The sequence below is a fragment of the Bacillus sp. NP247 genome (assembly GCF_018966865.1).
Taxonomy (GTDB): Bacteria; Bacillota; Bacilli; order Bacillales; family Bacillaceae_G; genus Bacillus_A.
In genome coordinates this window covers 4,326,236-4,348,223 of sequence record NZ_CP076653.1, presented here as the reverse complement: position 1 = coordinate 4,348,223, position 21,988 = coordinate 4,326,236, and the positions used below count along the sequence as shown (strand labels likewise).

At 34.5% G+C, this 21,988-nt stretch carries 25 protein-coding genes and 3 pseudogenes; 8 read left to right on the top strand and 20 right to left on the bottom strand.

Going from position 1 to position 21,988, the window contains the following annotated elements:
• Window positions 1-82: 82 nt before the first annotated feature.
• The 3 genes and pseudogenes from KPL75_RS22695 to KPL75_RS27515 form a co-directional block, all read right to left on the bottom strand.
• On the bottom strand, window positions 83-673 hold the full coding sequence (locus tag KPL75_RS22695) for a hypothetical protein (protein WP_219917874.1): 591 nt from the start codon (window positions 671-673) through the stop codon (window positions 83-85).
• 379 nt (window positions 674-1,052) lie between these two features.
• Window positions 1,053-1,214, bottom strand: coding sequence for a hypothetical protein (locus tag KPL75_RS22690; protein WP_000109008.1), 162 nt, complete (start codon window positions 1,212-1,214; stop codon window positions 1,053-1,055).
• 90 nt (window positions 1,215-1,304) lie between these two features.
• Window positions 1,305-1,460: pseudogene (locus tag KPL75_RS27515) on the bottom strand (SDR family NAD(P)-dependent oxidoreductase); the annotation flags it as partial.
• A 198-nt stretch (window positions 1,461-1,658) separates the two neighbouring features.
• Between KPL75_RS27515 and KPL75_RS22680 the strand changes: the two are divergent.
• Window positions 1,659-2,081, top strand: coding sequence for a YfmQ family protein (locus tag KPL75_RS22680; RefSeq protein WP_219917872.1), 423 nt, complete (start codon window positions 1,659-1,661; stop codon window positions 2,079-2,081).
• Between the two features lie 53 nt (window positions 2,082-2,134).
• On the opposite strand, the gene KPL75_RS22675 is transcribed toward KPL75_RS22680, so the two are convergent.
• The 5 genes from KPL75_RS22675 to KPL75_RS22655 are packed head-to-tail and all read right to left on the bottom strand — an operon-like array spanning window position 2,135 to window position 7,926.
• Window positions 2,135-2,968, bottom strand: a complete 834-nt coding sequence (locus tag KPL75_RS22675) for a hypothetical protein (RefSeq protein WP_219917871.1) — start codon at window positions 2,966-2,968, stop codon at window positions 2,135-2,137.
• A gap of 20 nt (window positions 2,969-2,988) precedes the next feature.
• On the bottom strand, window positions 2,989-4,251 hold the full coding sequence (locus tag KPL75_RS22670) for an MBL fold metallo-hydrolase (RefSeq protein WP_219917870.1): 1,263 nt from the start codon (window positions 4,249-4,251) through the stop codon (window positions 2,989-2,991).
• Complete coding sequence (locus tag KPL75_RS22665; protein WP_219917869.1) at window positions 4,248-5,918, bottom strand: ABC transporter permease; 1,671 nt, start codon at window positions 5,916-5,918, stop codon at window positions 4,248-4,250. Before KPL75_RS22665 ends, KPL75_RS22670 begins: the two co-directional genes overlap by 4 nt.
• Window positions 5,919-5,930: 12 nt before the next feature.
• On the bottom strand, window positions 5,931-6,956 hold the full coding sequence (locus tag KPL75_RS22660) for an ABC transporter substrate-binding protein (RefSeq protein ID WP_219917868.1): 1,026 nt from the start codon (window positions 6,954-6,956) through the stop codon (window positions 5,931-5,933).
• Complete coding sequence (locus tag KPL75_RS22655; RefSeq protein WP_002149048.1) at window positions 6,934-7,926, bottom strand: ABC transporter ATP-binding protein; 993 nt, start codon at window positions 7,924-7,926, stop codon at window positions 6,934-6,936. Before KPL75_RS22655 ends, KPL75_RS22660 begins: the two co-directional genes overlap by 23 nt.
• A gap of 163 nt (window positions 7,927-8,089) precedes the next feature.
• On the opposite strand from KPL75_RS22655, the gene KPL75_RS22650 reads away from it, so the two are divergent.
• Window positions 8,090-8,983: a LysR family transcriptional regulator gene (locus KPL75_RS22650; RefSeq protein ID WP_219917867.1), complete on the top strand. Its 894-nt coding sequence runs from the start codon at window positions 8,090-8,092 to the stop codon at window positions 8,981-8,983.
• A 40-nt stretch (window positions 8,984-9,023) separates the two neighbouring features.
• Here the strand turns inward: KPL75_RS22650 and KPL75_RS22645 are convergent, their stop codons facing one another.
• Entirely contained in the window at window positions 9,024-9,548 is a 525-nt protein-coding gene (locus KPL75_RS22645; RefSeq protein ID WP_219917866.1) for a COG3014 family protein, read from the bottom strand.
• Between the two features lie 109 nt (window positions 9,549-9,657).
• On the bottom strand, window positions 9,658-10,926 hold the full coding sequence (locus KPL75_RS22640) for an MFS transporter (RefSeq protein ID WP_219917865.1): 1,269 nt from the start codon (window positions 10,924-10,926) through the stop codon (window positions 9,658-9,660).
• A gap of 118 nt (window positions 10,927-11,044) precedes the next feature.
• On the opposite strand from KPL75_RS22640, the gene KPL75_RS22635 reads away from it, so the two are divergent.
• Window positions 11,045-12,259, top strand: coding sequence for a transcriptional regulator (locus tag KPL75_RS22635; protein WP_219917864.1), 1,215 nt, complete (start codon window positions 11,045-11,047; stop codon window positions 12,257-12,259).
• Between the two features lie 66 nt (window positions 12,260-12,325).
• Window positions 12,326-12,505 (top strand): H-type small acid-soluble spore protein, encoded by a 180-nt coding sequence (locus tag KPL75_RS22630; RefSeq protein WP_002064678.1) that lies wholly within the window; start codon window positions 12,326-12,328, stop codon window positions 12,503-12,505.
• Between the two features lie 83 nt (window positions 12,506-12,588).
• Here KPL75_RS22630 and KPL75_RS22625 read toward each other — a convergent pair whose 3' ends face one another.
• Together KPL75_RS22625 and KPL75_RS27510 are read right to left on the bottom strand one after the other, a co-directional pair.
• Window positions 12,589-13,518: a zinc ribbon domain-containing protein gene (locus KPL75_RS22625; RefSeq protein ID WP_258236983.1), complete on the bottom strand. Its 930-nt coding sequence runs from the start codon at window positions 13,516-13,518 to the stop codon at window positions 12,589-12,591.
• A 39-nt stretch (window positions 13,519-13,557) separates the two neighbouring features.
• Entirely contained in the window at window positions 13,558-13,947 is a 390-nt protein-coding gene (locus KPL75_RS27510) for a hypothetical protein (RefSeq protein ID WP_258236982.1), read from the bottom strand.
• A gap of 198 nt (window positions 13,948-14,145) precedes the next feature.
• Here KPL75_RS27510 and KPL75_RS27735 point away from each other — a divergent pair.
• Window positions 14,146-14,507: pseudogene (locus KPL75_RS27735) on the top strand (transposase).
• Here KPL75_RS27735 and KPL75_RS27730 read toward each other — a convergent pair.
• A pseudogene (locus KPL75_RS27730) lies at window positions 14,461-14,571 on the bottom strand (class C sortase); the annotation flags it as partial. The pseudogenes KPL75_RS27735 and KPL75_RS27730 sit on opposite strands and share 47 nt — an antisense overlap.
• A gap of 216 nt (window positions 14,572-14,787) precedes the next feature.
• On the opposite strand from KPL75_RS27730, the gene KPL75_RS22615 reads away from it, so the two are divergent.
• From KPL75_RS22615 to KPL75_RS22605, 3 genes are read left to right on the top strand one after another with little or no spacing between them, the layout of a single operon-like run.
• Complete coding sequence (locus tag KPL75_RS22615) at window positions 14,788-15,123, top strand: antibiotic biosynthesis monooxygenase family protein (protein WP_219917863.1); 336 nt, start codon at window positions 14,788-14,790, stop codon at window positions 15,121-15,123.
• Between the two features lie 2 nt (window positions 15,124-15,125).
• A complete protein-coding gene (locus tag KPL75_RS22610; RefSeq protein WP_219917862.1) occupies window positions 15,126-15,719 on the top strand; it encodes a dienelactone hydrolase family protein in 594 nt (197 codons plus the stop codon).
• Between the two features lie 11 nt (window positions 15,720-15,730).
• On the top strand, window positions 15,731-16,090 hold the full coding sequence (locus KPL75_RS22605; RefSeq protein ID WP_219917861.1) for a hypothetical protein: 360 nt from the start codon (window positions 15,731-15,733) through the stop codon (window positions 16,088-16,090).
• A 24-nt stretch (window positions 16,091-16,114) separates the two neighbouring features.
• Here the strand turns inward: KPL75_RS22605 and KPL75_RS22600 are convergent, their stop codons facing one another.
• From KPL75_RS22600 to flhF, 7 genes are all read right to left on the bottom strand, one after another.
• Window positions 16,115-16,285, bottom strand: coding sequence for a DUF3951 domain-containing protein (locus KPL75_RS22600; protein ID WP_000602235.1), 171 nt, complete (start codon window positions 16,283-16,285; stop codon window positions 16,115-16,117).
• A gap of 62 nt (window positions 16,286-16,347) precedes the next feature.
• Complete coding sequence (locus KPL75_RS22595; protein WP_000425945.1) at window positions 16,348-16,659, bottom strand: AzlD domain-containing protein; 312 nt, start codon at window positions 16,657-16,659, stop codon at window positions 16,348-16,350.
• Window positions 16,650-17,354: an AzlC family ABC transporter permease gene (locus KPL75_RS22590; RefSeq protein ID WP_372708546.1), complete on the bottom strand. Its 705-nt coding sequence runs from the start codon at window positions 17,352-17,354 to the stop codon at window positions 16,650-16,652. Before KPL75_RS22590 ends, KPL75_RS22595 begins: the two co-directional genes overlap by 10 nt.
• A gap of 13 nt (window positions 17,355-17,367) precedes the next feature.
• Complete coding sequence (locus tag KPL75_RS22585) at window positions 17,368-18,204, bottom strand: TrmB family transcriptional regulator (RefSeq protein WP_219917860.1); 837 nt, start codon at window positions 18,202-18,204, stop codon at window positions 17,368-17,370.
• A 178-nt stretch (window positions 18,205-18,382) separates the two neighbouring features.
• On the bottom strand, window positions 18,383-19,681 hold the full coding sequence (locus KPL75_RS22580; protein ID WP_219917859.1) for an NtaA/DmoA family FMN-dependent monooxygenase: 1,299 nt from the start codon (window positions 19,679-19,681) through the stop codon (window positions 18,383-18,385).
• A gap of 170 nt (window positions 19,682-19,851) precedes the next feature.
• Window positions 19,852-20,625 carry a flagellar basal-body rod protein FlgG gene (locus tag KPL75_RS22575; RefSeq protein ID WP_219917858.1) on the bottom strand — a complete coding sequence of 258 codons (774 nt, stop codon included), beginning with the start codon at window positions 20,623-20,625 and terminating at the stop codon, window positions 19,852-19,854.
• Between the two features lie 43 nt (window positions 20,626-20,668).
• The gene (gene flhF, locus KPL75_RS22570; protein ID WP_219917857.1) at window positions 20,669-21,979 is read right to left on the bottom strand and encodes a flagellar biosynthesis GTPase FlhF; all 1,311 of its coding nucleotides are present in this window, start codon (window positions 21,977-21,979) and stop codon (window positions 20,669-20,671) included.
• Between the last annotated feature and the right edge of the window lie 9 nt (window positions 21,980-21,988).

Here is a 21,988-nt window from a genome sequence, read left to right as displayed (position 1 = left end):
AGTAAATAGGAAATCCTATATCATTAAAAGAAAAGGACGCTTTCTAATAAGCGCCCTTTGTTTACATAATAAAATTATTTCATTATAACTTTCTTCTAGATTCTTCATCTGTTATAACCTCTCGAATGAAGTAATCTATATTATTTCTAAGCTTTTGGTATGTAATTTGATTATCTATATCATCAAACATTATTACAGCCTCAACCTTGTTCCCCTTTTTATCCGTAGTATACAAACTTTTTGTCAATACGAATGCAGTAGAACCACCTTTTTGACCAGCATATTCAAACTTACTATTTTCAACTGTTCCTTTAAAAACATTCTCAATTTCATCTTGCATTATTTTCGGAAAATAATTTATACTATTTATCTTTTCCATTATACTCATATAATCTTTAGCATTTGCACTCACTAATCGATCTGACCAAATACGTTGAAATTCCATATCTACTTTTAATGGAATTTCACGCTTTTTCCATTCTTTTTCATCTTTCATCCATTCATGACTTCTAATAAGTAATGAGCATGTTTCATTATTTTTATGTTCTTTTATGTAATTTAAAACATACTTTGGATCTTCTTTTGACAAATAATATTTCATAATTACAAAGAAAGCTACAATGCCTACTATAATAACTCCCACAATAATCCCTATAATCTTTAATATATTCACAATATGCCTCCCTCTAATAAAGTGAAACTATAATCAGTGGGGGTTTTGTTCATCCCCCACTGATTATTAGCCTTCACCAATCGGGCGTTTACGGGCAGTTGATCTCCCACCTAACTTCTTTGCCCCAACCGAATTTTGAGGTGGGAGTTTTACTGCCCGTTAATGCGGGATAAATTCCCTTCTATATAATCATTATACCGAGCTCGATTACAAAATTATACAAAACAGAATAACTCTCCCTTATACTTGAAAGAGTTATTCTATATCGTATAGGAAAATTCGTGATTTGCTCATCATTTACATAACAAAAAAACATGCTTTCACTATGAGAGCATGTTTTGTGATTTTTTTCACATTGTTTAGTTAAAAAATAAACCTTTTACTTACCATGATGTAACATTAAATCACTAAGTTCTTCTTCGATGTGATTTAATTTCGCAACGCCTTCTTTCCATTTATGAATATAACGTGAAACCCCGACGATAAATAAAACAATAATTGTAGAAAGAATAATACCATATACGATTGTTACAGTACTCATAGTTACACTTCCTTGTAATTAGTTATATTTTTATTATAAACCTTTTTTTTATAAAATGCTTTGATTTCAATTTTTTGTAACAAAATTAATTTTTCTAACATTTTCTTTTGCAGTATCATGAACTGTCTCTGAACTATCAACAAGTAACACCTTCGCCCCTAACTCTGCAAACACATGAGCAATTCCAGCTCCGTTCCCCCTCGCAGCTCCTGTAATAAAAGCGACCTTACCATCTAATCTTCCCATTTCATAACCCCCTTATGATAAATTGAAAGCCTTTACACTTTTATCATACCGAATATTTCCTTTTATTCTTTAAACATCTCTATTTGTTAAAAAACGTTCAAGAAAAGGAAAAATTTTCACAAATTATACAAAACTTCACCATATGTACTATTGCCATATGAGTTATATTATTTAATAGAATAAAGGGGATGATATACTATGACGACTTGGTTTATTGTACTGTTAGTTGTATTTGGGGCATTTAAAATTATCGTTTCTAGCCTTCCTAACTCTGTTATTGAATCCATTATTAGCAGGTACGAAACACATCCACAACTTGAAGAAGAGAATGTGACTGTTACAATCAATGGAAATAATTTAGAAGGCCAAAAGAAATCTCAAATTATTCATGATTTTAATGAAGGTTTATTTTTAGATCGCTATTATGCACCGCCATATAATGAGGGAACTCCTTTAATTATCAATGCAAAGCGTGGCAAAAAGGATTTTACATTTTATATTTATAATCATGAAGAGCATGTTGATGTTGTAAAACAACATAAAAAGAAAGTAGTTGCTTATAGTTTACGCTCTAAAAACCTACAAAATAGTGATATGTTCGTGTCAGCTGATTTAGCTTAATGCTCATATATTAGAAAAAGGAATCCATGGCATATGGATTCCTTCTTTCTTATTTACTGAAAAATCAGCTCTGTCTTCAAACTATCTTTCGGTAACAGCCATCCTTTTTTCTCTATACTCGCCATTAATAATTCTCTTTGTTTTGTTGCAATACTTTCCTCATTTGTTTTAAACGACACTTCTATTACGAAATCATCTTCTATTTTCCCGGTATTACTTAATGGCCAAATTTCAATATTCGTTTTTATATTTTCAAATTCACCTGCATACCGTTTCATTAATACAGGACCGTAAATGTGAGAATCCTTGAGCATCTCTTCTCCCCAATTCGTATACAACCATTTGTTCATTTTCCCTGGTAATTTCTCTATTAACATGTTTTGAGCATCCCGTTCATTTGGTAAATCAAGTACCCCATATCCTTTAGCACTGTAACTTTTCTTATTTGAAATACTTAACGTTTTCTTCCCAAATCCCCAATCTATTTCCGCCTCATAACTATCAGTTTTACTATCAAATCCATCTTTTTTAGCTACTTCTAGTGCATCTTGAATTACACCATTTTGAATCGGATATCTTTTTTTATATGTTAGCTCAAAATCTTTACTAAATTCTTTCTTTCGAATTCTCGCAAACCAACCTTCGTTACTTAAACTTTTATTCGCCGTATCTAAAAATTGCACTTGTATTCTTTCATAATTTGTACCAGCCTGGAAATGTTCTAGTACCTCTTGCTTTATCTCTTTGTTATAACCTAATACTTGTTCTGGCTTTAATAATAACTTCACTTCAAAACTAGGTTTCATCGGACTAGCAGCAAACCCTTCCTTAACGTTATAAAGGAAACAACAAAAGAAAATGCTTACGAATACAAATACTTTTTTCATATACCTATCCCCTTTACATTTTAAATTACTTCTATACGTTCCATTGCAAGTGAATATATATTTTCATATCCTGCTGTACTTAGCTTTTGTTGTAATCGATCCGTATCCTCTTTAAGAGAGTGCACTAACACCGTATGTTCTGGTAATAATGTATTTAACATTTCCTTAACATCACTTAGACTTTGGTGAACTTTATACGGAACTCGATTCACCCTACATGTATTCCTTACATGCTCTTTCATAACTTTTTCTGCAAAACTCCCTTTAGCAATATGTCCTGTAAAAATAATGGAATTCCGTTCTTCATGCCGAAGTTGTTCATAGTATAACTGTGCTCTTTTCGTTTGCATATTCGCATCACTCATTACAACTATTCCGTAACTATTTTGCATACTAATGTCATTATCCATAACTATTATGTTTCTTTTCAAACTCTCCAGAACCCGTTCAAGTTCTTCATTATTTTTTAGCCAATCTTTATATATGAACATCTCTTCAAATCCAGCCAAAATTTCTTTATCTACTATAAGCGGAAATTCTTTATATCGTTCATATAAATACAATACTATATCTTGCGCCCTACCAAGTTGCGGCAGCGGTAGTAATGCTATTCCTTTATTTTGCATGACTCGTTCAATTTCTGTACATAGATCGTCTAATCTTTCATTTTGCGAAACATCATCGGTGTGGTAAGCGGCATCTACAATTGCAATTTTTATATCGCTTCGCAAATTTTCAGGTAAATTAGCACGTAGTATATTAGATTCTGCTGAATAATCACCAGAATAAAATACGTATGTATTACACATATCCACTAAAAACCAAACAGCTCCTAATACATGCCCACTATACCCCCATTGAAACCGCAACGTTGGCGTAATCTGTATCCATTCATTTGGATTACTAATCTCATCAATACATACATAATTTAAATCTTTAATATTTTGGTCGTTATAAGGTAAATCCCACCCTTTTGAAAGATTGTAGTTTTTCCATTTTTCAAAATAAGCTGGCAGTTGCTCCTTCGTATAACGAGTCGTCCAAATTTTTTTCTTATATCCATACTTCGTCAATAAAGGTAATCCCATCGTATGATCTTCATGAATATGTGATAAAAATACCGCATCCAAAAATGTAACTATTTCTCGTTCTATTTTTGGATAACTCTCCTCATAGGATCGATTAATACCACAATCAAATACTATTTTCATCTCTTTATTTTTTACAAAATAGCAGGAACGACCGTATTCTCCCGCTCCTCCCCATACTTCCATCCTCATCATGCTACCCCTTTTCGTTTTTGCTCCATATATTGCAGAAGTAATAAGCACATTGTTGTAAGCCCAACAGAAACAACGGCCATCGCCATTCCTATAGATACTTCCCCTTGTTCAAATTGAGCAAAAATAAACGTTGCTGACGTTTCTACTGATGGAGGTAGTACGAGAAGCGATGCTACTAACTCTCTTATCGAAATCGTAAATGTCATCGCCCATCCAGCAAGAATGCCTGGGATAATAAGAGGCAATATTATTTTTCTAAAAATATAAATATAATTTCCAGAAAAAATACTCCCTGCCTGTACAAGAGAATCATCAATTTGTCCGAGCGATGCTTTTACATACTGCACCGTATAAGGTAAAAAAAGAACAACATACGTTACTATAACCATGACAGGCGTATTGTAAATTGATATAGGCATATATGGTGAATTCCAAAATAAAATAAGCCCTACAACCATCACTATTCCTGGTACCATATTCGGTAACATACCGCACATATCAAGCCATTTTTCAGAGGACTTTTTCCCCTTTCGAATCATAAGTGCCAAAAAGACCCCAACAATTACAGCAACAATCGCTGTTACGAGTGAAAAAATAAAACTGTTCCATAAAGCTTCTAATCCTGGAGAACCTATTGTAAACAATGCTTCATAATGGCTTGTTGTAAAGTTATTTAAATGTAAGCCACCGCCTCTTAGTTTTGACAAAGAAGCAATAAGTATAGAAAAGTATGGGATTCCAATTGCTACTATTAGTAAAGAAATTACATAAACCCATGCTATAAAACGTGTAAATATAGACAAAGTATATCTTTTAGATTTCACACCTTTTCCACTAACCATTGCATATGAGTACTTTCGATTCAATACATTTTGCACATACCAAATGAGCATACATGCACTAAGTAACAATGAGGATAAAGCCGTTGCACTACTAAAATCAATCGGCCAACTCGAGATAAATTTATGAATTTCTGATGTTAATACATGAAAGCCAATTCTACGTCCAAATGTAGCCGGTGTTCCAAATTCTGCAATCGTCTTTACGAAAATGAGTAAAGCACCCATTACATAACTTGATAATAATAACGGTAATATTATTTTTCTTAAACGATAGAAGAATCCCCCACCATGAACTGCTGCAGCTTCTTCTTTACTACTCCCAATCTGAAGTAACGTGTTCTTTAACATGAAATAAAGGAATGGGAATAAATGCAGACTCATAATTAGAACCATACCTCCTAAACTAAAAAACGAAGATGAAATCGTCTTTAGCATCGGAAAAAATTGTTCAAAATAGCCGTTAGGTTGCATGAACAAAATCCAGCCCATCGATCCAATATACGGCGGCGTCATAAATGGAATCATAAAAACAATGTCCAATTTACTATGCTTTCCAACATCTGTTTTGCTCATAATGAACGCTAATGGAAATGCTAATATTGTAGCTCCTAGTACAACGAGTACACCTAGCAACATTGAATTCAGAAAAATCCCAGCTAATCCACCACTCTGCATGACTTCAAAAGGCTTTAAAAAATTCCAACTGCTATTTTCATATACACTAGAAAATAAAATGAGAAAAAGCGGAATGACGATTAACATCACCACAAGTAACAATGCTACTGTCATTCCAACTTGTCTTACTGATACGAATCGATTTACCATGTAATCACCATCTTATTGAAATACTTTCTTAAATTGTTTTCCTATTTCATCTTGTTCTTTCTCAACTGTTTTCCAATCAATATTTAATACTGGGATTTCTTCTACATTTGGTCTATTTTCAGCTTTTATATCTTTTCTACCAGGCAATAAATACGCTTTAGAAATTTGTTTTTGCACATCATCTGATAATAAATAATCAATAAACTCTTTTGCACCTTCTACATTTTTACTATCCTTCATAATGCCTGCTGCCCGTGGACTAATGACTGTTCCGCTTTTTGGATATACGATATCAACCGGTTCACCCTTTGCTTTTGCACTGTACGTCATATAATCAACACCAGCAATTACCATATCTTTCGCACCTGTTACAACTGGATCTAACGCTTCTTGATTTGCCCCTGCTACTGTAACTTCATTTTTCTTAAGCTGTTCAAATAACTTCCATCCATCTTGTCCATTCTTTTTCACGTATCCTGTTACAAAGTCTAAAGCCGAACCTGAAAGCGCTGGATCTGGAAGATTCACTTTCCCTTTCCATTCTCCTTTCGTTATATCGCTCCAATCTTCAGGTGCTGTCTTCACATTTTTTGTGTTGTACACAATTCCTAATGCTGAAGCACTATATCCAAAATAATGTCCTTTATCATCTGACCATTCAGAACGAAGCTTATCAGCTTGTTTCGCTTCTTTATAAGGTAACGTTTGACCATCTTTCTTTAGTCCTTCCATCGCTGGTAAAGAAGCGAGTACGACAACGTCAACGACTGGATTTTTCTTTTCAGCTTCCATTCTCGCTAAAATCTTACCTGTTGTTCCTTGAAACATTTCCACTTTTATACCGGTTTTCTTTTCAAATTCCTTTTGAATTTTTTCTGCTAATCCTTTCGGTCCTGCACTATATACAACAATTTTCTTTTCATTAGCGTTTTTATTTTTTGCATCTGCACTGCCTGTCTTTGAACTACAACCTGTTACTACAGCAGAAAATAGTAAAGTACATACAAATAAAGACTTAAGCGAACTGAATTTCTTCATACGATTCTCCCCCTATATGATGAATACATTTTTTTGGTACATATAACGATACCGGTTTACCGATGCTTAGCTTACTATTGTTATAAGCTGTCCATACACCGAGTGTCCCCATATTTACTTTCACTTCATAACGTTCTCCTACATATGTAACGTGCTGAATTTCTCCTGTATACATGTCGCACACGTCATTTTTTGTCCAGCTCACGTGCTCTGGGCGAATCATTTGTTTATTCTCTACAAGCCAATTTGCTTTACCAACAAACTTTGCAACAAATTCATGAGACGGTTTCACATAAATATTTTCTGGTGTTCCTTTTTGTAATACTTCCCCTTGTTTCATTACAATAATTTGGTCTGACATTGACATAGCTTCTGTTTGATCGTGTGTTACATACAATGCCGTTAAACCAATGGAATGAACGATATCCATAAGCTCTAAGCGCATTTCTTCTCGTAAAATTGCATCGAGTGCACTTAACGGTTCATCAAACAAAATAAAATGAGGCTTTGTTACGATTGCTCTAGCAAATGCGACACGTTGCTGCTGTCCGCCAGAAAGTTCGTGTGGATATCTTTTCTCCATACCTTGCAATCGAACTCGCTTTATCGCATCTTCTACCTTTTCGCGTAAATGATTCGTTTGCTTTGTAGCCCTTAAACCAAATGCAACATTTTCAAAAACAGTCATATGCGGCCATAAAGCAAAATCTTGAAATACCATACCGATATTCCGTTCATGAGGAGATGTTTTTACCTTTTTTGTAGACGAATACATACACTTATCTCCAAAATATATTTCTCCTTTATCCGGTTCTTCAAGTCCTGCAATCATTCTAAGCAAAGTCGTTTTCCCGCATCCCGAAGGTCCTAAAAGTGTGGTAAACTCTCCTTTTTTCATTACAATTTGTAACGGTTTTAACGCCTGCATTTCTCCAAATGTCTTTTCTAATCCATGAATTTTAATATCCATCGTTTCACCTCTCTCCCCTCATTCTTAACCTGCTTTCATTCTATATGGAAGATTTATACTGAATGTTAATGTACTGTAAAGATTAAATTAAAAAACTTCTAATAAACTATTTATTTCTATAGATTTTTTCTATAGTTAAAATAAAAAAGGTGGGTAACTCATAATGAATCTCTTAAAATTAGAAATTGTAGTGCTTATTAAGAAATACCAAAAGCTTACGGTTGTTGCAGAAAAACTTGGCGTTAAACAACCTACTATTACATTTCATATAAAAAGCTTAGAAGAGGAATTCGGTGTGTCTTTATTCGAATTACGTTCTGGAAGGTATTTCTTAACAGAGGCTGGTGAGGCGTTGCATCATTATGCTTGTAAAATAGATGCACTTATGAAAGAAGCTAGGCGGGTCACACAGGAGTTTAAAGATTTTAATAAAGGTGCTATAACAATTGGCGCTAGTTATGTACCAGCGACTTATCTTTTACCAGAAGTTGTTCACCGATTTCAATGCGAATTTCCTAATATAAAAATAACACTCATGGTAAAAACTGCGCCTGAAATTCGAACGATGCTACAAAATCATGAAATTGATCTCGGGGTAATTTCTGCGGCGCCGTTTGATGAACCACTTTTAAAACAAACAAAAATAATACCTGATACACTTGTTCTTGCTTTTTCCAAAGAACATCATTTTTCAAAAAAAGAAAGTGTATCCTTACAAGATATCGAAAAAGAACGTATATTATTGCATCGTAATCCATCTACAACGAGAGATTTACTTACACAATGGACGTTAGCACATAACATTACATTCCAATCTGAAATTGAACTAGATTCATTAGAAACAATGAAACAAATTTTAAAATATGGTAATGGGGTTGCCTTTATTTCAAAACTTGCTATTGAACAAGAAGTAGAGCGAAATGAGCTATGCTATATACCGATCCCTGATTTTGAATTTCAGCGTAATATTTATACCATTCATCATGAGGACAGATGGAATTCTAAAATAATTTCTTTTTTACTACATAGCATTACTTCTTTTGCAGAAAAAAATTAAAAGGCTGTCGTTATACACGACAGCCTTTTAAACTATAACTCTATTTGTTTTTCTTTTCCTCAATTTTTACTTGTGCCTCTTCAGCCTTATCTAATGCTTCTGAAACTTTTTTCTCTTTTTCTTTTACATCATCTATACTATCAACAGCTTTAATTAATTTATCGATTCCTTCTTCATTTACCTTTTTTCGTTTCGCTACTCTTTCATTTACTTTCTCTTCCACATCTTTTGCTTTTTGAAGCATATTCTCTGCATTTGATTTCACAGCCTCTTCAAGTGCATCATCTTTTTTCTTTTGCAACACTTCATTCGCATCGTCTTTCGTTTCTAAATACTTACCATCTTTTAATGCTGTCGCACCGTGATCTAGTAACTGAGCGACTTCTTTATATGCCTTCGCTTCATTTCCTGATTTCTCTTTTTCCGCTTTTTCAAACCACATAATCGCATCACTATATTTTTCATTTTTCAATGATTGCATACCTGTTTCAATATACGTGTCATAATTACTACATCCAGTCATTACGACTAACAGAAAAAGCATAACAAAACTTAATTTTTTCATGATGTTTTCTCCTTTTCTTTGCCTGCTCACCTTACTGTAACATACATGAAAAGGAGTTTCAAAAACTAAAATACTAATTTGGTCATTTTTATATTGTTAAAATTTTCTTTTAAGCCGATACATCCACTTGTTTTTTCGCCATATGCTGCTTTACTCCAACTAATACAACTAACAATAATCCTCCACCTAATGTCATCATAACAATGCTAGTTGGCAACATATCTAATAATAATCCATATACAATCATACCGAGCGGCGCGATTGCAGTAGCAATAGTTTCAAGTAGGCCGAATACACGCCCTAAATAGCTTGGATCTGTCGTCTTTTGCATATGTACTTGCATCGGGATATTTACGATCATCATTGACATACCAGTTAACATCATAAAAACCATATAGTAAATAAAACTTGCTACTTTCGGAATGGTAACTAACAACGGGAAGACTGTACATAAACTCAAACCCGCAAATAAAAACAGCCCAATATAAATAGAACGAAACGGATTATTCACTTCTTTACGCACTGATAAAGCAATCGCACCAATTAGCATCCCGACTGCTAGCATTCCCTCTACAGTACCGAGTTGCTTTGAAGATAAATGCAATGTTTGGACGATAATGTATGGAAGTGCAACGGTTAGCCCACACGCAAAAAAGTTTACCCATAGCGCAATTTTCATTAAACCATATATTTCATGCTGTCGTTTTATATATGAAAAACCTTCTTTTATACTCGTCAAGAAATGGTCTATACTCTCAGCCACTTCTTTTTTATATAAATCAAATACGATAAATAATTGCACAATAACTGCTAAAAAGAATGTAATGCTATTTAACAGAAAGAACGACTTAATTGAAAAGAAACCAAATACAACTCCGCCAATAATCGGCGCTAAAATATTTGATAAAGAAGCTGCCGTCTGGTTCAAAGCACTCGCTTTTTGAATACGCCCTTCATCAACTAAATTAGGAATAGATGAAGTAAACGCAACAGAATAAAAACTTGCGCAAATTGATAATAATGCTGCTGATACATAAATAAAAAGAAGTGATGGTCCAAGCATTATTGTAAGAATAAACATAATAAGCATCGTTAAGCTACTTAATAAATCAGTGCCAATGACAAGCCATTTTCGATTAACACGGTCAGCTACAGCACCTGCAATCGGGCCACAGATCATCCTTGGAAGTGATCCGCAAATAAGCGTAGTTGCAAACCCCATTCCTGAACCAGTTGTCTTTAATACGTATAACCCCATTGCGAACGTATAAATACCTGCTCCTAGCAAGGACGTCATCTTTCCAATCATCATTAAAATAATATTCCTCGTTGCAATCTTCATTTTCCAATCATTTTGACCTATACTTACATTCCCCATTATGACACTCTCCCCTTAAAAGTTAAATTGTGTTAAACTTATTATATAATCAACTTTCCAATTTTTACAACAAAAAGTTAAATGACATTTAACTTTTCAATTATAAAGGAGCAATGTTATGGCAACTCTCGGCGAAAAAATTAAGGCGTTACGAAAAGAAAAAAAGCTTACGCAAACCGAACTAGCAGGTTCGGAACTGACAAAAAGTATGCTTAGTCAAATTGAAAATGGAAAAGCTACACCTTCTATGAAAACATTACAATATATCGCTAATAAACTTGGATGTGAAACGAGTTTTTTACTAGAAGAAGATGATACAGAAATCGTAGAACTTATTCAAAAAATGGAGCAACTTATAAAAGCTAATAAATGTGATAAGGTGTATGAAACTTTACTTCCTATCGTTCAAAAGGAACTCCCTCTCACTTTAAATACTGCCCGATTATATAAACAATTTATTACTGGAGCAGCTATAATGAAAGATTGCAACATTGAATCTTTCGTTGAAAAAGCAACTTCTATTTTTGAAAAATATACTTTATACAGAGACAGTACTGAAACAAAATTAACATTCTCTTATACGTTATTCTCACGTAAAAAGTATGAGGAATGTTTGCAACTTATTGCTCGTATTCGAGATGATTATGAAGCGAACCATTTAGAAATGGATCTTATTATACATATCAGATTGTGCTTAAAAGAAGCCATTATTTTACTCGCATGTGGCAAATATGAGGAATGTGAAAAAATCATATTAGAAGCATTAGCATTTTCAAAAAAACATCAAGTGTATTATAAAACAGATGAATTTTATCGCATATTATCTTATCAAAAAGTCATGACGGCTGATAAAGAACAGTATTTACATTACATTAAGAAATCTGAGCAATTCGCCATTTTTACTGAAGACACTTTATCCGTTGCGATCGTAGATATATTAAAAGCGTATTACTACAACACGATTACTAAAGAATATACAATTGCATTAGAACATGTAGAACAATTTCGAGAAAAACTAAAAGACGAACCGATTTTCCAAGAGGATGGATTGTATTACCTCGAAACCGGAAAAGCTTTGTACGGATTAAAAAAATACGAGGAAGCTCTGAAAGCTTTTCAACATGCTAAAATACCAGATTATATGATGCATCCACTTGATCAAGCATGGCTTACAACGGCAGGTGCATATCGTGCCCTTTGTTATGTAAAACTTAACGATAAGCAAAGAGCTCTTGAAGAAGCAACAGAAGCAGCTCAAAAGATACAACCTTATCCGGATTCCATCTTTTCTTCTTTTATTAAAGAAACATTACAAATAATACAAAAACTTTAAGAATGTCTCGAAATGGTATATTATTCCTCCTTTTTAGCAAAGATAATAATAATGGGAGGAATATAAATGAATATACAACGCGCAAAAGAGCTTTCAGAGTCATCAGAAGAAGCCAATGTCAGTTTTCAAGGCATGCCTGTTATGATTCAACACGTTGACGAAAACAACGAAACCGCCCGCATATATGAAGTAACAAATCCAAGACGCGAATTAACAGTTCCAGTTAATAGCTTAGAGGAAATATAAGCAACGCCACGTGAACCTCTCCACCTAAATCATAGATTTTGATGGAGCATCCTTCATCATAAATACGGTTAACTCAAGCATTTTCACACCACTAGTGCGACCGCCTGAAGAAAACTAATGAATGTATATAAGGATTGCTGTGTTCTGGCTAAAACTTGAGGTACTTTTGCCTCGAGTTTCAACTTTTTCTTTTCAAAAAAAGCTTTAAGATGCTCACGTAAGAAATAACGTGCACCTATATTGTAAGCTGCATTTAAATCAGCATGGTAGACCTTGCCATTTTGGAATGTTGCGAGGTCTTTTTTATGATTACGTACAACCTCACCTGAGCCATCATAGGCTAGTTTACTAGTATTTGCAACATTTACTCGGCGAATACGAATTCCTCGGTAGTGCGCCATTTGTTGTACTTTATTTTGAATGCCATTTTTGCACCAATGATGTAATTTTTGTTTGAGTCGTTTGGCTCCGTAAGTGTTAGGTGGAAATTTCATTTCCACTAAAAATTCAAATACGATCACATCAGCACGGTGCTGTTCCGCAAAGTTTACGATGCGACGAGCTGTATCTATTACGATGTGCTTTTGTAGACCATTTATCTTTCTCCAAAGGTTAGGAGCGGAAATGTACCCATATTTATTTTGTGCGATTTTTACGTTCTTACTCATTCGATCCATCCGGTCTTTTTCTATTGGCTGGTTAATAAATGTACGTCCAATGACAGTTCCATCTGGACGAATGGCAGAACATACCGCAGAATTGGTCATTCCAAGGTCCACAGAAATAATCGGTTGGTCTTTTATGTTTATTTTATTTAACGGAATTTTCTTCTCATAGGAGATAGCTAGGTAGTATTTCTTCCCACTTTTTATCAGCTTTGGGTTGCATTCTTTCCAACCTGAAACGCCTCTCTTTTCTAAATCCATTGGTTTATATGTAATATCTACCCAAACCCAATCTTTTTTTATAAATAACTTTAATTTCGCCTCATGGTTACTTCTTTTTTTAAACATATTACCGCGGTAGAAAACAGGAAATTCATTGTGTTCAAGTTAAAAAAAAGGTGGCCGTTTTGAAAAACGTTTCCCCTCTTGTTTCGCTTGTTCTTTTTCTTCTATCCAGTTTCGGAGTAAGGAACGATAACTTTTCACTTTTCCGAAGGCGGAAGCAATAGCCGCGCGCCTGAAATAACTAGGGAACTTGTAAAACTGTTGGTTGAACTCTTTATATTTAGGAAGTGGGTTTGTTTTCGTCGTATGCGTCAACCTTTCAACGGCCGGTACGATTCCTTTTGTATTCCAATCGTCCAAACTTAAAAATTCTTTATCAATCACATTCATAAAATACGAAAGGGCTTCATTAAAAATTTGAATCGTTAGTTCAAATATGTTTGTTTGATTTGTTATTTTATGTTTTAACGTTTTAGATTTTGTCGTGCACATCCAACAAACCCTCCTTCCTTTTCGTATTTGAGTATGTTAAAAATGTAACCTATATTAATTTAGTTGTAAAATAATAAGGAATGGTTTCACGCATGAATGTAACAAGAATAGACATGCAATATTTAAACTAACATATCTTTTAATTATAGTTACAAAATATATGCATCTTGTATTAATGAAAACATAAAAAATAGGCTCGTGGAAATTGCCCACAACCTATTTACAAAGTGGAATTATATAATGATTGGAATGAATGGTGAAGAGGATTACATACATATCTCTTTGATATTCCGCCACAAATTCACTTAGCTAATGTTGTGAATAATTTTAAAACCGTCACTTCCAGCTATATACGAAAAGAGTTCCCAGATGAATTGAAACCTTTTTACTGGAAACCGTATTACTCTTGTTTTATATACATAATTGTTTATACAATTATGTATATAACTAATGCAAGCCCTAAGAAGAACAATAATAAACTTATAAATCCTCTTCTCACACACTCAATACATACTATTTTCGTTTTTTCAAATAGATCATTAGAAGAACGATACAAATAATAACAATAAGAACAACGATCATCCAATCTTCTAAAAAGAAAGGTTTTGTAATCATTTCTTTTTCTTTAGTAATGTCATTTATTTTATTTAGCGAACAGTTGGCTATTTTTCTAAAAATAATGTTGTGTTTGTTCAAGCACCGTAAGTATTTTATTATGTTAATCCCTGAACAATATTTCTTTATGCATCAATTAGAGGAAGAAAAAAAGCCTCCTGCTTCTTTTCTTTTTATTACATGCTAAAATACAAACTATAAACTACTATTCAAGGGGGAAATTGTATGGAAAAGAATCCACAAAAAATTAATCCTTATTATGCAGTTATATTCACTTCTAATCTATCGAATGATACAACAGACTATAATGCTGTTGCCGAACAAATGGAGGACCTTGCGAAACAGCAACCTGGATTTCTAGGCGTAGAAAGCTCACGTGATTCATCTGGCATAGGAATTACAATTTCTTATTGGGAATCACTCGAAGCAATTGAAAATTGGAAAAAGAACGCCTTACATAAAGAAGCGAAAAAAAGAGGCCGTGAGCAATGGTATGAAAACTTCCACCTGCGCATCTGCCTTGTTGAGAAAGAATATAAGTTTCATAGAGGTACATTGTAACTATGAAGAAAAAATTAGCTCTCGTTTCTGTTCATGAAATATACGGTGTGAACGATCATATGCATCATGTTATAGACCGCTTCACTTCATCTCATATAGATGTATTCTGTCCTAATCTTCTACAATTACAACAGGCATTTCATTATAGTAATGAAGAAAAAGCATATCAACATTTTATGAATCACATTGGATTTGATGATGGAAAAGAGCAAATTGAGGACCTCATTACTACCCTTTCCAATAGTTACACACATAAAGGACTTCTCGGTTTTAGCGCTGGGGCAACAATCGCTTGGCTCTGTAGTACCAATTCAAAAATAGATTTTATCATTGGGTGTTACGGTTCTCGTATACGCGACTATGTTCACGTGAAACCTTCGTGTGCCACATTACTTATTTTCCCTGAAAAAGAAACTAATTTTTCAGTATGCTCCTTAATGAAAACATTACAGCAACAAGATAATCCTTTATTAGAAATAAAACAACTACAAGGTGAACATGGATTTTTAAATCCATACACTGAAAAATATAACAAGGAATCTACAACGCAAGTATACAAAATAATAGATTCGTTTCTTATGAAAACTATGTTGTAAAGGAATTTCATATGCCACTAACATTACTATTGCTCATATTCATAATTATTCCCTTCATTTCAGCATTAGCTCTCATTTTTATGACAGTTAAAAAAGGAAATTTTTTAAACAGACCATACTTACAATCATTCATCGTATGTGCTCTATTTTTTGCGAATTGGATATTATATTTAACAAATTTTTATTCATTGCTACCTGAGAAGGTTAGTCGATTTATATTTCTACCTATTTGGTTTTTCCTCTGTATTTTAGGATGTATCGTTTTCTGGCGCGAATGGAAGAACAATCGTATTTTTTCCATATCTATCGGTTTCCTTTCTTCTATTAGTTTTCTATTTGGATTATTGTTGTTATTTCTTTCGAGAATGTAAAATAGAAGGAAGAAAAGCCAAACATCAACTTTTCTTCCTTCTATTTTTACCTTTAGATTTCACTGTCACTGATTCACAAGGTGTGTAATAAATTTGAGGTGTCGCCTTATCCACAAACATCATAAACGTAATGAAGCCGATAATAAAGAAAATAAATAACGTTAATAAAATTGCTCCTATCGTTAAAAGTATCATAACACCACCCCTATATATTTCATGTTATTACACCTTTCGCTATTATATGAGTGTAATCCTTTTTAGAAAAAGAAACGTAACAAAATAATCACAATGACGCCTGTTAATACTGTTCCTAATAAACTACGAGTATATATTGCAACAAGAAATGTTGGAATTGCTGCGATAAGGTAATCCCACTGCACCGTCTCGTGCATAAATAGTACTTGAGCTAAAAGTGCTGCTAATATCGCAATTGGTATGTAATTTAACCATTTTAAACCCCAGTCTGGAATTTGTAGTTTGCTAAATACGAGTAGAGGTAAAATACGTGGCACGAGTGTGACAGCTCCTGCTGCTAGTAAAAGTAATAATACGTCTAATCTCATTTCCATTTTTCAATCACCACTCCAATCGTCGCAGCTAATAAGGTTGCGATAATAACTGCTATACTATCTGGCATAAACAAGTGTGAAACGTATGCAATAATAATAGCTACAATTGCAACGGTAAGATGAATTGCTAGTTTCGGTTTACTACTTATTAGCTGAAGAACAAATAATCCGATAAACATTGCTGGTAATGCATAATCCATCCCGTACGTATGTGGATCTGGTATCCATTCACCAAAAAGTCCACCGATAATCGTAGCGATAATCCAATTTAAATATGCTGTTACATTAAGCCCCATCATCCATTTCTCGCCTAAATAGCCTTTTTGCGCTGCTTGTTGCACTGCAACACCGAAAGTTTCATCTGTAATTTGCGAACCAATTATTAAGTTTTTAAATAGAGGAATCTTTGTGAAGTAAGGTGCGAGTGCCGCACTCATTAATAAGTGGCGTAAATTAACAAAGAACACGGTAAAAATAATTGCGGAAGCAGGAGCACCAGCTGCATACATACCAGCTAATATAAATTGGGCAGAACCTGCATAAATTAAAGTGGACATAAAAGCAATTTCAATGATGGAGAAACCAGCTGTTTTCGCAATTACACCAGCCGCTATACCAATGCTCAAATATCCAAATACAGTTGGTAAACAATCCTTTACACCTTGTTGAAATGTATCCTCGCTCTGCAATGTCATATGTGCCTGAGCTTTATTCACCTTTCTCTCCCTCCATTTCTTCCATACTACGTTTTCCTGTTACGACGTGAACTAAATCTATATTCTCTCGCCATAACGTATCTAACTTATCAGCTCCAAATTCCTTCGTAATCTCTTCCACCATAATGTCATGCCGCACATACTCCGTAGCAACGAGAACTAAAGCTGGATCGTACGTTGTAACCGCCCATGAAGTGCTATCATTTGAGAAGTTGGCAATTAACACTTCTTCCCCATCACGTGCGATAACAGTTAAATGACCACCCATTCTCTTTTCAACAACGTGAGGCGTCATATAATTATGATGAAATGTCGCTCCTATTTTTGTTTCTGGGGCACCAAATAAGATTGAAAATATATGTACTCCTTCCGCTTCCTTTTTATGAATAAGCGGTTCAATCTCATGCACTTGATCTTCCCATACAGAAATCCATAACTCTTCCTTTGCTCTACTAATTATATTGCATATTTCTTTCAAAACACGATCATTTGAGCGAATATGCGAAATTACATCAATTTGTCGCTCTTGTTCTAAACAATTTAATTTTTGGTCTAAAAATTCAAATGATTTCTCGAAATCTTTTCGCATTCGATTCATTAATTCCGTCGCTGGCACTGGCACATATTTCACTGGTTCAGAAGGAACTAAATGTACCGCACCTTTATCCATCAACTTGCCAAGTACTTCATAGATCATTGAACGGGGTACACCTGTTTGTTTACTCACTTCATAACCTGTTACTGGATAATGTTTTAATAAACCAATATACGCTTTACATTCATATTGAGAAAAACCTAACTTTTGTAATTCTTTTATAATTTCATCCATCGGTAATCCCTCACAATCTAAATAACTCCTATTTCAAAACGATGCATTTTATATTAGTAGTTATTACTATACCTACTAATATAAAAAAGAAGACTTATAAAGTCAATTGATAATTCTGAAATTTTAAAACGAAATAAAAAGCCTTCTTGTGAAAGGCTTTTTGTACATACTATTCCACTTATTTTAACTGCAAAGTATTTGATATGTTCCCCTCCAGATGCTCACGTAAGGTTGAACCTGTATACTCTTCCCTAAACACACCTGCTCTCACGAATAAAGGAATGACTTCACTAAAGAACAAATCCAATGATTTTGGAGGCCCCCCTGGAATTGCAATAAATCCATCTAATGCTCCGGCTTCAAACCTATCCATAATTTGCTTACAAACGTCTTGTGGTGTACCAACCGCTACCCAATGAGCAGAGCCAACAACTTCTGGTCGCTCCAGTATTTGTTCAACAGTTGGTTCATTTTTTATGATGAAATTCCGTAATAATTCGGCATGTGTTTTACTACGTACAGTTTGATTTCTACTTGGTAGCATATGTTCAGTAACCTTACTTTCTAATGGAAGCCCTCTAACGTCTAACCCGAGAACCATTTCAAGTAAAGCGTACCTCTTCTCTTTTGTAAGATGTTGATGAGCTTGCCTGTGCATTTCTAGTGCTTCTTCATATGAATCACCAATAAAGAAATATAAACCAGGCAATACACGTATATCCTCTTGCTTTCGGCCATGCTTTTCTGCTCTTCTTCTTAAATCTTGACGAAGTTCAATACCTGACTCTACATCTGGCATCGCGGCGAAAATTGCATCCGCAACAGAAGCAGCGAAATTCCGGCCTGACTCTGAAGCACCCGCTTGAAATAAAGGCATTTCCCCAGAAATATGTTGCGGAACATTAAGTGGACCTTTCACCTCAAAGTGTTCACCACTATGCTCAATTGGCTGTACCATCTCTCTAATTACATCTGCGTTGTCTTCTTTTAAAACTTCAAAAGGATGGCTCCTCCAAAGTTTTCTTACTAACTCTGTACATTCTGCTGCTTTCGCGTATCGTTCCTCAGATGGTGGCATCCCTGCCTCACCAAAGTTTTCAGCACCGTCAATTGATGTGACAATGTTCCATCCTACTCGGCCATTGCTAATCCAATTTAAAGATTGTAGTTGCCTCGCTAGTATGTATGGTGGATAAAATGATGTTGAAGCTGTCGTAACGACTCCAATTTTTTCTGTTGCATAAGCGATAGCAGTAAAAAGTAATGTTGGATCTAAAATTACATTCCCCTTATTACGTGCAATTAAATCTGGATGTGCCACTAAATAATCCGCTTTAAAAACAAAATCTAACTTAGCTTTCTCTGCCAGTTGTGCTAACTCTACTTGTTCATCGATTCCTGAATCAAACTTATTCTCTTGTTCTTTCTTTCTAGAAATCAAACATAGTCCAATGCAAAGCTGTTTTTTTATAGACATATGTACACACCTTCCCCTTAGTTTTTAATTCACCTAGTTAAGCAAGTGCCGCTAACATAACAGATTCCATTCTTTTTAAGCTTAATGATGATATTGATAATCATTATCATTTTATGATGTAACTGAAACAAAAGCAAGAACAAAAAAAGACTCCCGCTATCGGGAGTCCTTTATCTCAATATTTCATTTGCTTCTTTTTCATAAATTTTATCAAACGAAGTCATAATACGCTGTGATGCTTGAATCATTTTTTGACTCGTCATAAGATCTGCCATTTCTTTCGTCATATCCACATTTGAATTTTCTAGCATATGATTTTTCACAATCCCTGTTCCATTCGGTAAATCAGCAATGTTACCTTCTGCTAGTGTAAAGCTTTTGTTTTCACGTTGCACGAGGCGAGCGTTTGTTTCTGTGTCTACTGTTTTCGTTTGTAAGCGGGCAATGTTATTTTGTGTTACTTCGTCGTATAAAGTGCCGTCTGCTTGTACAGCTATCTTTGCTCCTTCTGGAATACGAATACGTTCATTATTCTCACCCATTACGAAAGCGCCAGATGCTGTTTGTAAATAACGATCACTATTTAATGTAAAACTACCGTCTCTCGTTAAAAATGTTTCATCATTTTTAGATGTAACGAAAAATGATGATGTTCCGGCCGCACCGTCATCTAAAAAGAAATCTGTAGCACTATTTGTCATTTGTATATTTCCTTGCACTAAGTTCACATGCGTCGCAGCTGGTACTACAGCGTAATCAACCGAACCGATATTTGTCATCGCGCCGTCACCGCGGCGATATGTGTCTTGTACATCAAATACTTTAGAAGTCATATTTTCTGCTTTAAATCCTGTGGTTTGGGCATTTGCGACGTTATTCGAATGAACATTAATATGCTGCATGTAATTCATCATACCCATAGAACCTATATAAAGACCGTTCATACTTGTTTGAATAAGGCAAGCGCCTTATTCTTCACCTCTTTTCTTACGATGTTTGTAACATTTGTTTTGCTAAATGTTCAGCTGTAGCGATATGTATATGTTGCTTCACGTCTTGTCCGTCTGTCATTAATACAATTGGAGCCGATGAAACTGCTGGAATTTTCAACAATTCACCACTACTCGCTGTTTCATCAAATTTCGTAAATACGATTCCATCAATATGAATATCTTTAAAATTCGTAATGATTTCAATCATATCTTTACTTTTCATAGAAGCAGATAACGTTAAACAAATATAATCTGGCTCTACTTGCCCCATCGTCTCAATCATTTCTTCAACCGTATCTGACGTACGATAATTCTTTCCAGCCGTATCTATTAAAATATAATCGACGCGAGCTTCTTCTTTAAAATAAGTAAGTGCCCTTGCCATTGCGGGTTCATCTCGCACAGCGATAACTTCTGCTCCAATTGTTTTTACGTAATCTTGCAGTTGCTGTACCGTCCCGATGCGAGAGTGATCTGTTGTAATAAAACCAACCGTTTTTTTCTTACCGTGAAACTGCCATGCCATTTTCGCAAGTGTCGTCGTTTTTCCAACGCCAGTTGGACCGATTAATGCAATTGTTTGTACCTCTTTTTCAAATACGTTTTCAGTATTGAAATGAGATCTCATATCTTCCAATATGTATCCAATGACTTCTTCTTCTGTAATCATCGTTGCATTCTCAAACTTCACTTTTAATTTTTCAGCATATGCATGGATGAAATATTGTTCCACATCGTTTTGTTCTAACATCCGAATTACCTTTTGAATAATAAACGGTACAGATTCCTGTTTTTCTTTTTTTATAACTACTTCTTCTTTTTTTACAGGAATAGCTTGTTTCACAACAGGCTGTTTTTTAGCTACTTTCGTCTCTTCTGTATGTTTCACAACGACAATACCCTTTTCAAACAGTTGTAATAGTTTCTCTTTTTTTCTTGCCCATTCTTCACTATTCCCTGTTTGCATCGCCGCGTACGACATAGAAGTCGTTATGTTTTCTAAATTGTGCAAGACCGATTGAATTCCATTTTCCTTCACAATTTCTTCTGAAGGTTCATTTACAACATCCATTAATTGGTCATGAAACTGAGCTATGCCTTCGTTACTTTCTTCCTGTTTATCTTCAGGAAAAGCGACTAACATTTCATAATTTTTCTTCCAAAAAAACGGGATGTTTCGTTTTACACTTTCATCGACAACGTAGTAATAATCTGTACCATATTGGTCAAATAACTTTCGATACAATTCATTTTTCGAAGCTGCTTTTATTCGCATTAACGCTTCTTTTTTTTCTGTACTTTCCATTACTTCACC

Bases quoted from the DNA above. Each gene is read 5' to 3' on its own strand.
- KPL75_RS22665 (WP_219917869.1), bottom strand. From the start codon at position 5,918: ATGGTAAATCGATTCGTATCAGTAAGACAAGTTGGAATGACAGTAGCA.
- KPL75_RS22650 (WP_219917867.1), top strand. From the start codon at position 8,090: ATGAATCTCTTAAAATTAGAAATTGTAGTGCTTATTAAGAAATACCAA.
- KPL75_RS22610 (WP_219917862.1), top strand. From the start codon at position 15,126: ATGAAGAAAAAATTAGCTCTCGTTTCTGTTCATGAAATATACGGTGTG.
- KPL75_RS22615 (WP_219917863.1), top strand. From the start codon at position 14,788: ATGGAAAAGAATCCACAAAAAATTAATCCTTATTATGCAGTTATATTC.
- KPL75_RS22675 (WP_219917871.1), bottom strand. From the start codon at position 2,968: ATGAAAAAAGTATTTGTATTCGTAAGCATTTTCTTTTGTTGTTTCCTT.
- KPL75_RS22595 (WP_000425945.1), bottom strand. From the start codon at position 16,659: ATGGAAATGAGATTAGACGTATTATTACTTTTACTAGCAGCAGGAGCT.
- KPL75_RS22660 (WP_219917868.1), bottom strand. From the start codon at position 6,956: ATGAAGAAATTCAGTTCGCTTAAGTCTTTATTTGTATGTACTTTACTA.
- KPL75_RS22575 (WP_219917858.1), bottom strand. From the start codon at position 20,625: ATGAACGGTCTTTATATAGGTTCTATGGGTATGATGAATTACATGCAG.
- KPL75_RS22605 (WP_219917861.1), top strand. From the start codon at position 15,731: ATGCCACTAACATTACTATTGCTCATATTCATAATTATTCCCTTCATT.
- KPL75_RS22600 (WP_000602235.1), bottom strand. From the start codon at position 16,285: ATGATACTTTTAACGATAGGAGCAATTTTATTAACGTTATTTATTTTC.
- KPL75_RS22590 (WP_372708546.1), bottom strand. From the start codon at position 17,354: ATGACATTGCAGAGCGAGGATACATTTCAACAAGGTGTAAAGGATTGT.
- KPL75_RS22670 (WP_219917870.1), bottom strand. From the start codon at position 4,251: ATGATGAGGATGGAAGTATGGGGAGGAGCGGGAGAATACGGTCGTTCC.
- KPL75_RS27510 (WP_258236982.1), bottom strand. From the start codon at position 13,947: ATGTGCACGACAAAATCTAAAACGTTAAAACATAAAATAACAAATCAA.
- KPL75_RS22680 (WP_219917872.1), top strand. From the start codon at position 1,659: ATGACGACTTGGTTTATTGTACTGTTAGTTGTATTTGGGGCATTTAAA.
- KPL75_RS22690 (WP_000109008.1), bottom strand. From the start codon at position 1,214: ATGAGTACTGTAACAATCGTATATGGTATTATTCTTTCTACAATTATT.
- KPL75_RS22655 (WP_002149048.1), bottom strand. From the start codon at position 7,926: ATGGATATTAAAATTCATGGATTAGAAAAGACATTTGGAGAAATGCAG.
- KPL75_RS22585 (WP_219917860.1), bottom strand. From the start codon at position 18,204: ATGGATGAAATTATAAAAGAATTACAAAAGTTAGGTTTTTCTCAATAT.
- KPL75_RS22640 (WP_219917865.1), bottom strand. From the start codon at position 10,926: ATGGGGAATGTAAGTATAGGTCAAAATGATTGGAAAATGAAGATTGCA.
- KPL75_RS22630 (WP_002064678.1), top strand. From the start codon at position 12,326: ATGAATATACAACGCGCAAAAGAGCTTTCAGAGTCATCAGAAGAAGCC.
- KPL75_RS22580 (WP_219917859.1), bottom strand. From the start codon at position 19,681: ATGTCTATAAAAAAACAGCTTTGCATTGGACTATGTTTGATTTCTAGA.
- KPL75_RS22645 (WP_219917866.1), bottom strand. From the start codon at position 9,548: ATGAAAAAATTAAGTTTTGTTATGCTTTTTCTGTTAGTCGTAATGACT.
- flhF (WP_219917857.1), bottom strand. From the start codon at position 21,979: ATGGAAAGTACAGAAAAAAAAGAAGCGTTAATGCGAATAAAAGCAGCT.
- KPL75_RS22635 (WP_219917864.1), top strand. From the start codon at position 11,045: ATGGCAACTCTCGGCGAAAAAATTAAGGCGTTACGAAAAGAAAAAAAG.
- KPL75_RS22625 (WP_258236983.1), bottom strand. From the start codon at position 13,518: ATGTTTAAAAAAAGAAGTAACCATGAGGCGAAATTAAAGTTATTTATA.